The sequence below is a fragment of the Marinobacter sp. M-5 genome (assembly GCF_032911545.1).
In the GTDB taxonomy this organism is placed as follows: Bacteria; Pseudomonadota; Gammaproteobacteria; order Pseudomonadales; family Oleiphilaceae; genus Marinobacter; species Marinobacter goseongensis.
In genome coordinates, this window is sequence record NZ_JAWJEK010000001.1 from 1,296,110 (window position 1) to 1,309,642 (window position 13,533).

The window sequence follows — 13,533 nt, forward strand, 5'->3', positions numbered from 1 at the left end:
CGCGGCGCATTGTTAAACAGTTTCAAATTCTCGACGGTTTCCGTGACGGATGTCGTAAAAAAGGTGATTCATGGAGTACGTGATCTTGTTCTGTCGGCCGGGGTTTGAAACCGAGGCTGGCCGCGAAATGACCGATGCCGCAGCAGAAAAAGGCGTTTTCGGTTACTTTCAGCCCTCCGGCAGCCATGGCTACCTGACGTTTTTCCTGACCGGCCCCGAGGGCGCGACCACGCTGATGCAGCGTCTTAGCCTCGATGAACTGGTGTTTGTCAGGGACTGGTTCATCGGTCTGGCCGATGTTGAATTGCCGTCGGAGGATCGTGTTGGAGCCATCTCAGAGGCCTTGAGGTCAGTAGCATCCGGTTTTCCCAACTGCGCCCGGGTGGACGTGCGCTTGCCGGAGAATAACGCCGATCGGGATCTGGGGAACTTTGCCCGCAAGTGGGTGGCGCCGCTATCGAAGGGGTTGCGGGGTGCCGGTCTGCTGAAACCCGATGCCAACGCGTCTGCCCCGGCCCGGCTCGATATTCTTCTGACCGGTTTTCAGCGGGCTCTGGTAGGCATCAGCCTGTCAGATAACCGTGCGCGTTACGCTGGCGGTATCGCCCGGTTGCGGTTTCCGGCCTCGGCTCCAAGCCGCTCAACGTTGAAACTGGAAGAAGCCTGGAAAGTGTTTTTGCCGCCAGACCGGGTACTGGACTATCTGGGCGGTGGCAAGCGTGCGGTGGATCTGGGTGCGGCGCCAGGTGGCTGGACGTGGCAATTGGTGAATCAGGGGATGATGGTCACCGCCGTCGACAACGGCCCGATGAATGCCGAATTGATGGCGTCGGGGCAGGTCGAGCATATGGAAGCGGACGGCTATTTCTGGAAACCGAAAAGCCCGGTGGACTGGATGGTGTGTGACATTGTTGACCACCCGCGCCGGACCTCCCACATGGCGGTTGACTGGCTCAAAAGTGGCCTCTGTCGGTTTGCCATCTTCAACCTCAAGCTGCCCATGAAGAAACGCTACGAGGAGTGGCTGATTTGCCGCGAGATCATCGAGAGCGCGCTGGCGGAGAGCGATCAGAGGTTCCGCCTCCGGGCTCGGCACCTTTATCACGACCGGGAAGAGATTACCTGCTTTGTGGAGCGGTTGGGGTGAGGCGGAAACCCGAGCGGTCAGCTCTGTGTGAGCACGGTAATGGCTTCGTCCCGGTCCATCATTGGCTGAAGTTCTGTGAGCAGGCCTTTCCGCTCCTCGGAGTGATACCACTGGTCCCAGTCGGCTTCGGAGCGCCAGTTTGCCAGGGTAAGCCGATGGTTCGGGTCGTGGGCGTCCACCAGGGTCTCCCCGGAGATGAATCCTGGCGCGCTGACGGCCTGTTGCAGCACCCTGCGTGACCGTTCTTCGTAGGCCGTTTCCAGCGATTCAGCAATGTGACGTTCAATCAGTACCCGGATCATTGTTTACCTCGTAACATTTTGACAGCTATAAACAATAATTTAGCATGTATTTCCAGAAACGCAGTGATTCCCCTGACGGAGATTCGGTATTGGACACGATAAAATTTGACGGAGAACTCGACGCACGCGGGCTGTACTGCCCGGAACCGGTGATGATGCTCCACAACCGCATCAACGATGTGCCGGTGGGCGGCGTGCTCAAAGTAATCGCCACGGACCCATCCACAACCCGGGACATTCCACGATTCTGTCAGTTCCTCAATCACGCCCTCCTGCATACCGAGGAATCCGGCAAGGAATTCCTCTACTTCATACGTCGAGGGAGCTGAGGTGCCGTAGAAATTCGTCGCGGTCCATCTCTCCCAGAACGCGGGCTCCCGGCAGCTCCTCACCGTCCCGACCAAAGAACAGGATGGCTGGTGGGCCAAATAGCCCGAGCTCGTCCAGCAAGGCCTGCTGAGCGGTCGTATTGTCCGTCATGTCGATCTGCAGCAGCGTATAGGGTGCCAGGGCATCGATCACGTCAGCGGCACTGAATACGTTGCGTTCCATCACCTTGCAGGAGATGCACCAGTCGGCGTAGAAATCCAGCATCACCGGCTGGCGGTTGCGGCGGGCCTGCGTCATCAGATCCCGGATCTGGTCCGGCGATCCCACCCTCTGGAAGCTCGCATGCTCCGCGGCGTTGCTACCGGAGACAACGGTCTTCGCGGTGTAAGGCGCCAACGGCTGCAGTGGGTCAGTCGCGCCTCCGATGGCTCCTGCCAGCAGCGCCAGGCCGTAGGCAAACATCACCAGGCCGGCGCCTTTGCGGGTGCGCTCCCAGCCGGCTTTTGCCGCATCGAAGGCGCCCAGTTGAACGCCGGTGATCGCCACCAGCAGGCCCCACAATGTCAGTGCCAGCCAAGCGGGTACCAGGCGTTCAATCAGCCAGATGGCAACCGCCAGCAGCATGACACCGTAGAACGCCTTGACCACGTTCATCCATGGCCCGGTTGACGGCAACAGCTTGCGCCCGCCGATGGCAACCAGAATCAAGGGTATGCCCATGCCAAGGCCCAGTGAGAACAGAGCCATGCCGCCAACCACAGCGTCCTGGGTGGTGCTGATGTACAGCAGGCTGCCGGCCAGAGGTGCCGATACACAGGGCGAAACAATCAGTGCGGACAACGCGCCGATACCGAAGATACCCGCAACACGAGTGCCGGTCAGTCGGTGGCTGGCGTCGTTCAGCGGCTCACGGATGAAACGGGGAAGCTGGATGTCGAACAGGTTGAACATGGACAGCGCGAAGAGCGCGAACAGGGCGGCAAATACCCCCAGCACCCACGGGGATTGCAGCTGGGCCTGAAGGTTGAAGCTGGCGCCGAGCAATCCGGTGATCACTCCGGCGGCGGCGTAGGTCAGTGCCATGCCCAGCACATAGCTGCCGGACAGCATCAGGGCCTGCCCCGTGGAGCGGGTATTGCGGCCCGAAACCAGGGCGGAGATGATCGGCACCATGGGCAGCACGCAGGGGGTGAAAGTCAGGCCCAGTCCGAGCAACAGAAAAACCGCCGCAATCGCCAGGGTGGACTGTTCGGACAGGAAGCCCGCCAGCCCGGTGGCAGATTGGGGATTGAGGTCCGACGGGCTGGCGTTGCCGGGCGCGGACGTTGGGGATGTCTGCACCGCCGCAGTCTCACGGTCGTCTCCGCTGCCCGGATAGTAGAGCACGGTCCGAGTCTGGGGCGGGTAACACAGGCCCGCTTCCGCACAACCCTGATAGGTCACCTCCAGCTCCGCCTCCCGGACGCCGTCCGGCAGGCTCACGGGTACCCGGGCTTCGACCGGATCGTAGAACACCGTCATAATCCCGAAGTACTCGTCCTCGGTGGTGGTGCCTTGCAACGAGAACTCGGGTTCACCCAGAGTGACCCCTTTTGTCAGGGGGGTAACCGATACGCGGGATTTGTAGAGATAGTGATCCGGTGCAATATTCCAGGACAGGACCACGCTGCCGGCGTCTGTGGCGTAGTTAAAGGGCAGGGCTTCATCTACGGCAAGAAAGTCGCCACTGTTGCCAAACAATGGGTTCCCGGAACTGCCCAACCCCCAGGCCGACGCGGATAACAGAACCAGCAACAGCGCCAGAATGTGGCGGCTGGCCAGAAAGGTCTCGGACATACGTCGAGCGGGTTTGGCAAACTCGGTCATAATGACTATCGGATCCTGAGTGATTCTGTCTTGGCTCACGGGACTGATGCAGCGCGTCCGGACAACCTCTGTCAGGAAGCAATGGACACCCCCGGCACCCTAAAGTTCCCTCTGGTATTGCGGGATTTAAAGTCGCACAATAGCGTCCCAATGACGCACAATCCAGACGATCTTATCATGCTGTTCAATGACTTGTTCCGGGAATCCAGCCGGACGATCCTGGTCAGAGGCAGTGATGAACCCGAATATCTGCCGGCTACGGAAGCCGGTGGCGCTGCACAGATTATTTTTGCACACGGTTATTTCGCCAGCGCCCTGCATGAGATCAGTCATTGGTGTATTGCCGGCGCGCACCGCCGAACGCTGCCGGACTATGGTTACTGGTACTGCCCTGACGGCCGTACTGCCGGTCAGCAGAAGGCTTTCGAACAGGCGGAGGTAAAGCCTCAGGCGCTTGAATGGCTGTTTGCCGTCGCTGCAGGGTCCCGCTTTCACATCAGCGTGGACAACCTCTCCGGAGGCGGAGCCGCCGATGAATCCGGCTTTCGCCGCAAGGTGCGTGCGCGGGCCAATCATTACCTCGAGCATGGGATGCCGGCTCGCGCGCGGGCATTCTTTGACACGCTCAGGTCATTTTACGGAACCGGGGAAACGTTTGAACACGCCTGGCAAGAAGAGTCCCGGCGCATACTTTCTCACGCTCCTGATACAGACATAAAGGAAGACTGATTGCCTATGACATCTGAATCCCACGACACCAGCAAACCGTTGTTCAAGGATCTTAATCTGGACCAACGCCTGCTGGATGCCATCACAGATATCGGTTTTGAATACTGCACCCCGATCCAGGCCGAAACCCTGCCGTTTACCCTGGCGTGCCAGGATCTGATCGGGCAGGCCCAGACCGGCACCGGTAAAACCGCGGCATTCCTGATTACCGCGATCCAGAGCATGCTGGAAACTCCGGTGCCGGAAAAAGACCGCTTTGCCTCCGAGCCGCGCGTGCTTGCTCTGGCGCCGACTCGTGAACTGGCCATGCAGATTGCCAAGGATGCCGAGCAGTTGTGCGGTTACACCGGCCACAACGTGGTCACGGTGGTCGGTGGCATGAACTACGACAAGCAGCGAGATCAGCTGCAGAACGAAATTGTCGACATTCTGGTAGCAACCCCCGGCCGCCTGATTGACTTCCTGGGCTCCCAGGACGTTTTTCTTGATCAGCTGGATATTCTCATTCTCGACGAGGCGGATCGGATGCTCGACATGGGCTTCATTCCCGACGTCAAACGCATCATCCGCAAGTGCACGCCGAAAGAGGAACGCCAGACCCTGCTGTTCAGCGCCACCTTCAATCAGGATGTGCTCAATCTGGCGTCCATGTGGACCCAGAGCGCCGAGTTTGTGGAAATCGAACCGGAGCAGAAGACCGCCGAACGCGTCGAGCAGACCGTTTACCTGGTGGGAGAGGATGAGAAGCTGCCAGTGCTGGTGAACTATCTCAAACGTCCGGAGGTCGAGAAGGCCATTGTGTTTGCCAACCGTCGGGATCAATGCCGGGATCTGGATGAGGATCTCCGCAACCAGGGCGTGAAAGTTGCCCTGATGTCCGGCGAGATTGCCCAGAACAAGCGCTTGAAAACCCTTGAACAGTTCAAGCGTGGCGACATCCAGGTGCTGGTGGCTACCGACGTGGCCGGTCGCGGCATTCACGTCAACGGTGTGACCCATGTTTTCAACTACAATCTCCCGGAGAACGCAGAAGACTACGTTCATCGCATTGGCCGGACCGGGCGCGCGGGCAAGACCGGCGTGTCGGTCAGCTTCGCCAGCGAGGACGATGCCTTCTCACTGCCGGCGATTGAGTCCTACATCAGTCAGAAGCTGAAAACTGCGGTGCCTGATGAGGAGCTGTCGGTGACCATGCCGAATGCTCCGATCACCAGAAAGCGTGGCGGGCGCCGGCCACAGGGCAACCGCAGCCAGGGTGGACGAGGGCAGGGCGGCCGCCCGCCGCGTCAGCGCAGGAACTAAAAGAGGCGAACAGTTCAGACCATGTTGATCGTAGCGGACGAAAACATTCCCCTGCTGGAGTCCTTTTTCGGGGATATCGGCACCATTCGCCGGGTGTCCGGCCGCACCGTGTCTCCCGAGGACGTTAACGATGCGGATATCCTGCTGGTCAGGTCCGTGACCCGGGTCAATGAAGCGTTGCTGAAAGACAGCCGAGTCCGATATGTGGGAACCTCCACCATCGGCACCGATCACGTCGATCTGCCTTGGCTCGAATCTCGTGGTATTGCCTTTTCCGCAGCGCCGGGCTGCAATGCCAACAGTGTCGCCGAGTATGTGCTGTCGGTGCTGTCGCTGTATGCCGAACAGCAGGGGCTGGACGACTGGGAGACCCTCAGTGTCGGCATTGTAGGTGCCGGCAATGTGGGCAGTGAACTGGCGCGTAAGCTGGATAAGCTCGGCTTCACCGTGCGCCTGTGCGATCCGCCGCGGCAGGCGGTTGAAGGTGATGATAATGAGATGTTCTGCAGTCTGGACGAAGCACTGGAATGCGATGTTATTACCCTTCACACACCGTTGACCCGGGAATCCGCCCACCCCACATTTAACATGATCGATGCAGACAGACTGGCCAGGCTGACCGCCGGTCAGCTGCTGATCAACACCAGCCGTGGCGAGGTCATCGAATCGGCCGCGTTGCTGGAGCGGCTGCAAGCGCCGAACGCACCGACGGTGGTGCTGGATGTGTGGGAGCAGGAGCCGCGGGTGAATCCGCAGCTGGTTGACCGGGTCTGGCTGGCAACCCCGCACATTGCAGGCTACAGCCTCGAGGGTAAGGTGCAGGGCACCGAGATGGTGTATCAGTCTCTCTGCCGTTTCCTGGGCCTGCCGGCCCGTAAAAAGGCCGGGCAATATCTGCCAGAGCCTGCGCTCAGCAAACTCTGCTTCACCAGCGCGGCCGAGGAAATGGGGGCCGGAAATATTGCCATGCGCTCCTGTTATGACCCCCGCCGGGATGATGCCCGTCTGCGCCTGACCATGGACCTGCCGGTAGAGGAGCGGGGCACGGCGTTCGACCGTCTGCGCAAGAACTATCCGGTGCGGCGGGAGTTCTCGAGCGTCAAAATCCAGCTCAAAGGCACCAGCAAATCGCTCCAGGACACTTTTCGTGCCCTGGGCTTCAAGCTGAAAATCTGATCAGAGGCTGGCCTGCTTCAAGGCTTCGATGCGCGCTTCCAGCGGTGGGTGGGTCATGAACAGCGCACTCAAGCCGGCCCGGGCACCGCGGTTGATGCCAAACGCCTGCAGGCTGTCCGGCATCTGATCCGGTACCTCGCTCTCCTGTTTCAGTCTCGCCAGTGCGTTGATCATGGCGCCGCGCCCGGCCAGTTGGGCACCGGCGATGTCAGCGCGGAATTCCCGGCGGCGGGAGAACCAGAACACGATGGTGCTAGCGAGAATGCCCAGCACGATTTCCGCTGCGATGCTGACCACGAAGAAGCCGATACCGTGGCCACTCTCATTCTTGAACACGACCCGATCCACGAACGAGCCGATCACCCGGGATGCGAAGATCACGAAGGTGTTCACCACGCCCTGAATCAGCGCCAGGGTTATCATGTCACCGTTGGCCACATGGCCGATTTCATGGCCCAGCACCGCGCGGATCTCGTCCTTGTTGAATCGATGCAACAGGCCCTCGCTGACAGCCACGAGAGAATCGTTCTTGTTCCAGCCGGTGGCAAACGCGTTGGACTGGGAGGCGGGGAAGATCGCCACTTCCGGCATGCCAATGCCGGCATTCTTGGCCAGGTCGGCAACGGTATCCACCAGCCAGCGTTCAGCCGGTGTGCGTGGTGACTCGATAACCCGTGCTTTGGTGCTCCATTTGGCCATGGGTTTGGAGATCAGCAGCGATACGATAGCTCCGGCAAAGCCGAACACGGCTGCGAACGCGAGCAGTGAACCGTACTGAATACCATTCTGGGCAAGGTAGCTGTCCACGCCGAGAAGGCGCAGGGTAATGCTGGCTACAATAATGACCGCCAGGTTGGTGGCGAGAAACAGCAAGATACGCATTATCGGTTCCTTAAGTGAGTCATGTTCCACAATAGCGACATGTTACACCGACGTTATATGCGGCTTGTGGCGGTCGGTTCAAGCGGTTTACGCGGATTTAATGATCGTCGCGGTTGCGGGGCTTCGCGGCCGTTTCGGTGCCAAAAAAAGTACCCTGCATCACTTGGGTGATGGTCGCGGAGCGGCCACTGCGCAGGGCGCTGCGGATAAGGTGCACGTGAGTAGACAGATCGTGCCTGACGGATGGGGGCAATACGGTCTGATCCTGTGGCGCAAGGGACTCCAGTAGGGCCAGTAATCCCGGGCAGGCCGGCATGCTCAGACGCACAAAGGCGTCGCGGGTCAGCACGGCCTGATCCAGAGCTTCCTGACGGATGGTGTCGACATAGCGCAACAGCCCTTCTTCTTCGAGCCAGAGCAGGGCGCCGAAACAGGCCATATGGCGCTTGCTGTGCAGGCCGAACTCATCGGGCTCGTCCGGCCCTGCGATGTCTTCAACAAACAGGTTGATGCGCCTGGGGAACGCGTTGTAAAGCTGAACCAGTGCAATGGCGGCGTCTTTGTAGAATTCCTCAACGTGAATATCAGCCATTTACCCCACCAATCACTGCTGGTAATTCGAAAGAAAGTGGGCAAGCCGTGTCATGGAGTCCTCCAGGGTATCAACCCGGGGCAGGAAGACCACCCTCAGATGTTGCTTGTCATTGATATTGAAAGCCGAGCCCTGAACCAGAAGAATGCGCTCCTGCAACAGCAGATCCAGCACAAGCTTCTCGTCGTTGACGATCGGGAACTTCTTGGGGTCCAGTTTCGGAAACAGGTAAAGCGCCCCCTTGGGCTTGACACAACTCACCCCGGGAATGTCATTCAGCAGTCGCCATGCGGTTTCCCGTTGCTCGAACAATCGGCCACCGGGGGCCACCAGATCATCGATAGACTGGTAGCCGCCGAGTGCGGTCTGGATGGCCAACTGGGCGGGCACGTTGGCGCACAGCCGCATATTGGACAGCATCTCGATACCTTCGATGAGGTCCCGCGCGCGGTGCTTGGCGCCACTGATGATCATCCAGCCGGAGCGGTAGCCTGCGGCCCGGTAATTCTTGGACAGACCGTTGTAGGTGAAGAACAGCACGTCGTCGGCCAATGAAGCCGTGGACACGTGCCGGGTGCCGTCGTACAGAATCTTGTCGTAGATCTCGTCAGACAGAATGATCAGGTTGTGCTGTCGGGCCAGCTCGATGACCTGCTCCAGCAGCTCCGTTGAGTAAACCGCCCCGGTCGGGTTGTTGGGGTTGATCAGCACGATCGCGCGGGTGCGCTTGGTGATCTTCTTGCGAATATCGTCAATGTCGGGAAACCAGTCCTGGGCTTCATCACAGTGATAATGCACCGGCTTGCCACTGGAGAGCGTCACGGCCGCCGTCCACAACGGGTAATCCGGAGCCGGAATCAGCACTTCGTCGCCGGTGTTGAGCATGGCCTGCATGGACATGACGATGAGCTCACTGACGCCGTTGCCAAGGAAAATGTCGTCGATATCGACTTTGTCGATGCCCCGCTGCTGGCAGTAGTGCATGACCGCCTTGCGGGCAGAGAACAGCCCCTTGGATTCCACATAGCCCTGGGCCAGGGGCATGTTGTAGATCACATCCTGCTGAATTTCCTCGGGTACATCCAGCTCGAACGCGGCCGGATTGCCGATGTTCAGCTTCAGCACCCGATGCCCTTCTTCTTCGAGCCGACGGGCCTCACGCAGAACCACGCCACGTATTTCGTAACACACGTTATCCAGCTTGGCGGACTTGTGGAAGTTCTGCATAAGACTGTGGTTCCCTTAACCCGATATCAGAAAAAATTATAATAACATCAATCTCGTATTCTAGCGGAGCATGACCGCCGGGCAACAGGGCAATTGTGATGAATTATGGCGAAAGAGGACTTTGTTCTTCGGATGATGTATTGTGCACAATTCAATTGATGGCAATTAAAGGAGAGGGCGTGTGAGCGAAAGTATTTACGATTTTAGCGTTCAGGATATCAAGGGTAACGACCACGACATGGCGGAGTATCGGGGCAAAGTGCTGCTGATCGTTAACACTGCCAGCAAGTGTGGGTTCACCCCCCAGTTCGAGGGTCTGCAGGCGCTGCACAAGGATCTTGGCGAACGCGGCCTCGACGTGCTGGGGTTTCCCTGCAATCAGTTTCTCAATCAGGACCCCGCAGACAATGGCGCCATCAGCCAGTTCTGCAGCCTGAACTATGGCGTGGATTTTCCGATGTTTGCCAAGATCGAGGTCAACGGCCCCGAGGCGCACCCGCTGTACCGCTTTCTGAAACAGCAAGCCAAAGGTCTGATGGGCTCGGAGAAGGTCAAGTGGAACTTCACGAAGTTTCTGGTGAACAGGGACGGGCAGGTGGTTCGCCGTTATCCGCCGACCAGTAAGCCGGAAGCGATCCGTGCCGACATCGAAAAGCTGCTGTAGTTTATGACCGCACCGGAGGATGGCCTGGCCCTGGACAGCCAGGTCTGCTTTGCTCTGTACACCGCCAACCGCGCGGTGGTTGCGCGTTACCGGCCGTTGCTGGCCGAGCTGGGCCTGACTTATCCGCAGTACCTGGTGATGCTGGTGCTGTGGGAGGCTGCGGCGGGCGATCACCGCTTGAAGGTGTCAGAGGTGGGTGACCGTCTGCGGCTGGATTCCGGCACCCTGACGCCACTGCTGAAGCGCCTGGAGTTGCGCGGGCTGGTTAATCGTGCTCGCGGCGAAGACGATGAGCGGGTGGTGACGGTAGCTGTGACGCGAGCGGGCTACGACTTGCGTGCGCAGGCCTGTTCTGTGCCGGAACGTCTGCTATGCGCTACCGGGGTGGCACCGGAGCGATTGATGGCGCTGCGGGACGAGCTCAGGTCGGTTCTTGCCGAGCTGGAGCGTCAGGCGCCCAGCGTTCGATAACGGCTTTCAGATCGTTGCGGTTGTAAGGCTTGGTAATGTAGTCGTTCATACCGGAAGCCAGGCAATTCTCCCGGTCCCCCTGCATGACGTTGGCGGTCACCGCGATCACCGGCAAGGTTTTCCAGGCAGGGTTCTCCCGGATCTGCCGAGTCGCTTCATAGCCGTCCATGACTGGCATCTGGCAATCCATCAGAACCATGTCGTACGTCCTGTTCTCCATCGCCTGAAGCGCCCGCTTGCCGTTCTCCGCCAGATCAACGGTGTGCCCGAGCTTGCGCAACAGGCTGCTGGCCACCAGCTGATTGACCTGGTTGTCTTCCACCAGCAGGATGGCAAGGGCGGCTGAGCCCGCCGCCGCATTGTTTTCGCGTGTGGCCGCGGGCTCCGGCTCGGTGAGCGCGGTTTCGTAGACCGGCAGTGGCAGCGTCACGGTGAAATGGGTGCCGCGTCCCACTTCTGAATCCACCAGAATCTGTCCGTGCATGCGCTCGATCAGTTGTCGGCAGAGCGTCAGACCGAGGCCGGTTCCGCCATAGAGGCGAGTGGTGTCGGTGTCCGCCTGGGAGAACGGCGAGAATATGCGGTGCAGTCCCTCTTTGGACATGCCGATACCGGTGTCGATCACGTCGATCTTGACGTTACCGCCAACCCGCGAAACCCCAACTTTCACGCTGCCATCATCGGTAAACTTGATGGCATTGCTGAGCAGGTTGTTGAGGATCTGGCGGGTGCGCGTGGGGTCACCGAGAAACATCTCGGGCAGGCCACGGTCGATGTCTGCCAACAACTCGATGTGTTTTCTGCGGGCCTGCTGGGTATGGAGAACGGCACATTCCTCGATCAGGTTGCGGACGCTGAACGGAATGTTTTCCAGGCTCAGCTTGCCCGCTTCGACCTTCGATATATCGAGGATGTCGTTCAGCAGCCCCAACAGGCTCTGCCCGGCGTTCAGCGCGATCTCCAGCCGGTTACGCTGTTCCGGATCAAGATCCCCTTCCAGCGCAAGCCCCAGCATACCCAGTACCCCGTTGAGCGGGGTGCGGATTTCGTGGCTCATACTGGCCAGGAAATTGGCCCGTGAGCGCGCCCGCCGCACGGCATCCTCCTTGGCCTTCACCAGCGCCCGATTGCCCCGCTGCAAGGCTGCGTTCTTCTCCGAGATTTCGCGGGTGCGGTCATCCACCTCCCGCTCCAGTTGCGCCGAGTAGTTTTTCATGGCGCTCTCGGCACGCCGCAGTTGGGCAAGGCTGGAGTCGATGGTTTGCAGGTGCTGGTTGATGATCCCGACCATTGCACCGATTTCGTCTTCCTGGTGGTTTAGCGGAATAGGCAGGCGGACCTTCTCGGGTGTTTCCGCCTGCACCCGGCTCAGCGCATTGATGACGTTCATCATCGGACGAGTAAGTACGAGATAGAAAATAGCCAGCAGTGCGGCTGACAGGATCAAGCTCTTGAAGAAACCGCTGAGCAGGGTGTAACCGGCCCGCTGCATAAAGATCAGGCCATAGTGAAAGGTATCGATGGTTACCGTCAGTGTGCCCAGAGGCAGGTCCGCAAGCTGGCGCACCCGCAGCTCGTCGCTGAAGGTCCGGTTTGCACCGAACAGGGCATCGCTGATCCAGCGGTAGGGCGACACCGGGCTGCTCTGACTGGCCGCTGCCATGGTGTGGCCGTCGTTATCAATGATGCGGGCATCAATGGTTGCAGGATGACGCAACAAGCCATCAAGGAGCTCTTCCGCCAGGCGGACATCGATGTTGTAGGCAATCTGGGAGGCCGGGCTGTGACTGATCTCGATCAGCGCGCGGATCTCTTCTTCCATGGATTCGCGGGCGCTGAAAAAGTCCAGGGTAACCTGCACAATGTTCAGAATCAGGCCCAGCGCCATGGCTAGCAACACGGTGTCGCGGGTGAGGCGAAAAGAAAGGCGTTTACGGAATAGCCTAGTCACCAGTTTACACAATCCCTGTCTGGAGGCGGTTCAGTCGCGAGCGGTCAGAATCCGGTCAATCATCGTAATCGGCTTTTTTCTTCCACTCGTCATCATGGAGAAAGGTATCCCAATCCTGGTCAAGTTTGGATGGGCCATCGTTACCTTCAGCGGCTTTCTGGTCGTCAGTACTTATAGCCTCCAATTCCTTTATCCGGGTGCGGAAGCTTTTGACCGCCTTCATCGCAAGCGGGTTATCCTGAGACTTGCCCATTTCGGTGCTGGCCAGGTGATAGGAATGAATCGCCTTGCGAATCTGATTTTGCCGCACGTGGTCGCGAGCCTGAAAGACGTGGAGGTCGGCGTGTGTTTTATGCACCAAAAACAATACGTACTTCAGGTTTTTCTTGGCGGTGGCGTTGTCGATTTTCCCGGCCTTGTGCAGGCCTTCAATCATTTTGAAAAGATTTTGCAGTAACTCTTTAACATAGTTGGACTTCTCCGGGGAGTCGATTTTCACCGGTGAGCGACTGTCGTTATTTTCCAGTACCTGTGTTCTGAGTTGCTGGGCGGCGGCAAGCCAGTCGTTGACCGGCCGCGCGGATTTCAGTGCCAGCAACTCGTTACAGGCTTCCTCCATACGCTTGATCAGCAGCAGTTTCAGGTCCGGGGTGAGGTACTGGCCAGGGATCTCGTTGAGCAGGCGGTTGGCGCGGTTGTACTGGTCTTCCTGAGAAGCGGTTCGCCGGGCCCGTTCAATTTTCGACCGTTCCCGCATCTGGATCGCCACAATGATAATGATCGAAGCAGTGACAAGAGCGGCGAGTATCAGGACGATCGTAGTGGTATCCATGAGATTGCTAACGACTCCGCATCAGTTCGGGTAACGGCGCATCCGGTTTCACGAATTCCGGT

Annotated in this window: 14 protein-coding genes; 7 read left to right on the forward strand and 7 right to left on the reverse strand. The window is 58.9% G+C overall.

Features of this window, described 5'->3' with window-relative positions; all coding sequences use genetic code 11:
• Window positions 1-70: 70 nt before the first annotated feature.
• Window positions 71-1,147 (forward strand): 23S rRNA (cytidine(2498)-2'-O)-methyltransferase RlmM, encoded by a 1,077-nt coding sequence (gene rlmM / locus R0125_RS05945; RefSeq protein WP_317237493.1) that lies wholly within the window; start codon window positions 71-73, stop codon window positions 1,145-1,147.
• 17 nt (window positions 1,148-1,164) lie between these two features.
• Here rlmM and R0125_RS05950 read toward each other — a convergent pair whose 3' ends face one another.
• Entirely contained in the window at window positions 1,165-1,449 is a 285-nt protein-coding gene (locus R0125_RS05950; RefSeq protein ID WP_317237494.1) for an antibiotic biosynthesis monooxygenase family protein, read from the reverse strand.
• An 89-nt stretch (window positions 1,450-1,538) separates the two neighbouring features.
• Here R0125_RS05950 and tusA point away from each other — a divergent pair, with 89 nt between their 5' ends.
• A complete protein-coding gene (tusA, locus tag R0125_RS05955) occupies window positions 1,539-1,778 on the forward strand; it encodes a sulfurtransferase TusA (RefSeq protein WP_317237495.1) in 240 nt (79 codons plus the stop codon).
• Here the strand turns inward: tusA and dsbD are convergent.
• On the reverse strand, window positions 1,759-3,615 hold the full coding sequence (gene dsbD / locus R0125_RS05960) for a protein-disulfide reductase DsbD (protein WP_410797593.1): 1,857 nt from the start codon (window positions 3,613-3,615) through the stop codon (window positions 1,759-1,761). The genes tusA and dsbD overlap by 20 nt on opposite strands.
• 180 nt (window positions 3,616-3,795) lie before the next feature.
• On the opposite strand from dsbD, the gene R0125_RS05965 reads away from it, so the two are divergent.
• The 3 genes from R0125_RS05965 to pdxB are packed head-to-tail and all read left to right on the forward strand — an operon-like array spanning window position 3,796 to window position 6,852.
• Complete coding sequence (locus R0125_RS05965; protein WP_317237966.1) at window positions 3,796-4,374, forward strand: elongation factor P hydroxylase; 579 nt, start codon at window positions 3,796-3,798, stop codon at window positions 4,372-4,374.
• Window positions 4,375-4,380: 6 nt separating this feature from the next.
• Complete coding sequence (locus R0125_RS05970; RefSeq protein ID WP_248180968.1) at window positions 4,381-5,676, forward strand: DEAD/DEAH box helicase; 1,296 nt, start codon at window positions 4,381-4,383, stop codon at window positions 5,674-5,676.
• Window positions 5,677-5,697: 21 nt separating this feature from the next.
• Window positions 5,698-6,852: a 4-phosphoerythronate dehydrogenase PdxB gene (gene pdxB / locus R0125_RS05975; protein ID WP_248180969.1), complete on the forward strand. Its 1,155-nt coding sequence runs from the start codon at window positions 5,698-5,700 to the stop codon at window positions 6,850-6,852.
• Here the strand turns inward: pdxB and htpX are convergent, their stop codons facing one another.
• The 3 genes from htpX to R0125_RS05990 form a co-directional block, all read right to left on the reverse strand.
• Complete coding sequence (htpX, locus tag R0125_RS05980) at window positions 6,853-7,737, reverse strand: protease HtpX (protein WP_248181027.1); 885 nt, start codon at window positions 7,735-7,737, stop codon at window positions 6,853-6,855.
• Between the two features lie 94 nt (window positions 7,738-7,831).
• Window positions 7,832-8,326, reverse strand: coding sequence for a hypothetical protein (locus tag R0125_RS05985; RefSeq protein WP_317237496.1), 495 nt, complete (start codon window positions 8,324-8,326; stop codon window positions 7,832-7,834).
• Window positions 8,327-8,338: 12 nt separating this feature from the next.
• Window positions 8,339-9,553, reverse strand: coding sequence for a pyridoxal phosphate-dependent aminotransferase (locus tag R0125_RS05990; protein WP_248180971.1), 1,215 nt, complete (start codon window positions 9,551-9,553; stop codon window positions 8,339-8,341).
• A 181-nt stretch (window positions 9,554-9,734) separates the two neighbouring features.
• Here R0125_RS05990 and R0125_RS05995 point away from each other — a divergent pair, with 181 nt between their 5' ends.
• On the forward strand, window positions 9,735-10,217 hold the full coding sequence (locus R0125_RS05995; protein WP_317237497.1) for a glutathione peroxidase: 483 nt from the start codon (window positions 9,735-9,737) through the stop codon (window positions 10,215-10,217).
• 3 nt (window positions 10,218-10,220) lie between these two features.
• Window positions 10,221-10,688 (forward strand): MarR family winged helix-turn-helix transcriptional regulator, encoded by a 468-nt coding sequence (locus R0125_RS06000; RefSeq protein ID WP_248180972.1) that lies wholly within the window; start codon window positions 10,221-10,223, stop codon window positions 10,686-10,688.
• On the opposite strand, the gene R0125_RS06005 is transcribed toward R0125_RS06000, so the two are convergent.
• The gene (locus R0125_RS06005) at window positions 10,639-12,639 is read right to left on the reverse strand and encodes an ATP-binding protein (protein WP_317237498.1); all 2,001 of its coding nucleotides are present in this window, start codon (window positions 12,637-12,639) and stop codon (window positions 10,639-10,641) included. The two genes, R0125_RS06000 and R0125_RS06005, sit on opposite strands and share 50 nt — an antisense overlap.
• Before the next feature lie 55 nt (window positions 12,640-12,694).
• On the reverse strand, window positions 12,695-13,471 hold the full coding sequence (locus R0125_RS06010) for a hypothetical protein (RefSeq protein WP_248180974.1): 777 nt from the start codon (window positions 13,469-13,471) through the stop codon (window positions 12,695-12,697).
• Between the last annotated feature and the right edge of the window lie 62 nt (window positions 13,472-13,533).

Excerpts from the sequence above, each read along its gene's own strand:
- R0125_RS05950 (WP_317237494.1), bottom strand. The coding sequence starts at position 1,449 with ATGATCCGGGTACTGATTGAACGTCACATTGCTGAATCGCTGGAAACG.
- R0125_RS06010 (WP_248180974.1), bottom strand. The coding sequence starts at position 13,471 with ATGGATACCACTACGATCGTCCTGATACTCGCCGCTCTTGTCACTGCT.
- R0125_RS05990 (WP_248180971.1), bottom strand. The coding sequence starts at position 9,553 with ATGCAGAACTTCCACAAGTCCGCCAAGCTGGATAACGTGTGTTACGAA.
- R0125_RS06000 (WP_248180972.1), top strand. The coding sequence starts at position 10,221 with ATGACCGCACCGGAGGATGGCCTGGCCCTGGACAGCCAGGTCTGCTTT.
- R0125_RS05985 (WP_317237496.1), bottom strand. The coding sequence starts at position 8,326 with ATGGCTGATATTCACGTTGAGGAATTCTACAAAGACGCCGCCATTGCA.
- dsbD (WP_410797593.1), bottom strand. The coding sequence starts at position 3,615 with ATGTCCGAGACCTTTCTGGCCAGCCGCCACATTCTGGCGCTGTTGCTG.
- R0125_RS05970 (WP_248180968.1), top strand. The coding sequence starts at position 4,381 with ATGACATCTGAATCCCACGACACCAGCAAACCGTTGTTCAAGGATCTT.
- rlmM (WP_317237493.1), top strand. The coding sequence starts at position 71 with ATGGAGTACGTGATCTTGTTCTGTCGGCCGGGGTTTGAAACCGAGGCT.
- pdxB (WP_248180969.1), top strand. The coding sequence starts at position 5,698 with ATGTTGATCGTAGCGGACGAAAACATTCCCCTGCTGGAGTCCTTTTTC.
- R0125_RS05965 (WP_317237966.1), top strand. The coding sequence starts at position 3,796 with ATGACGCACAATCCAGACGATCTTATCATGCTGTTCAATGACTTGTTC.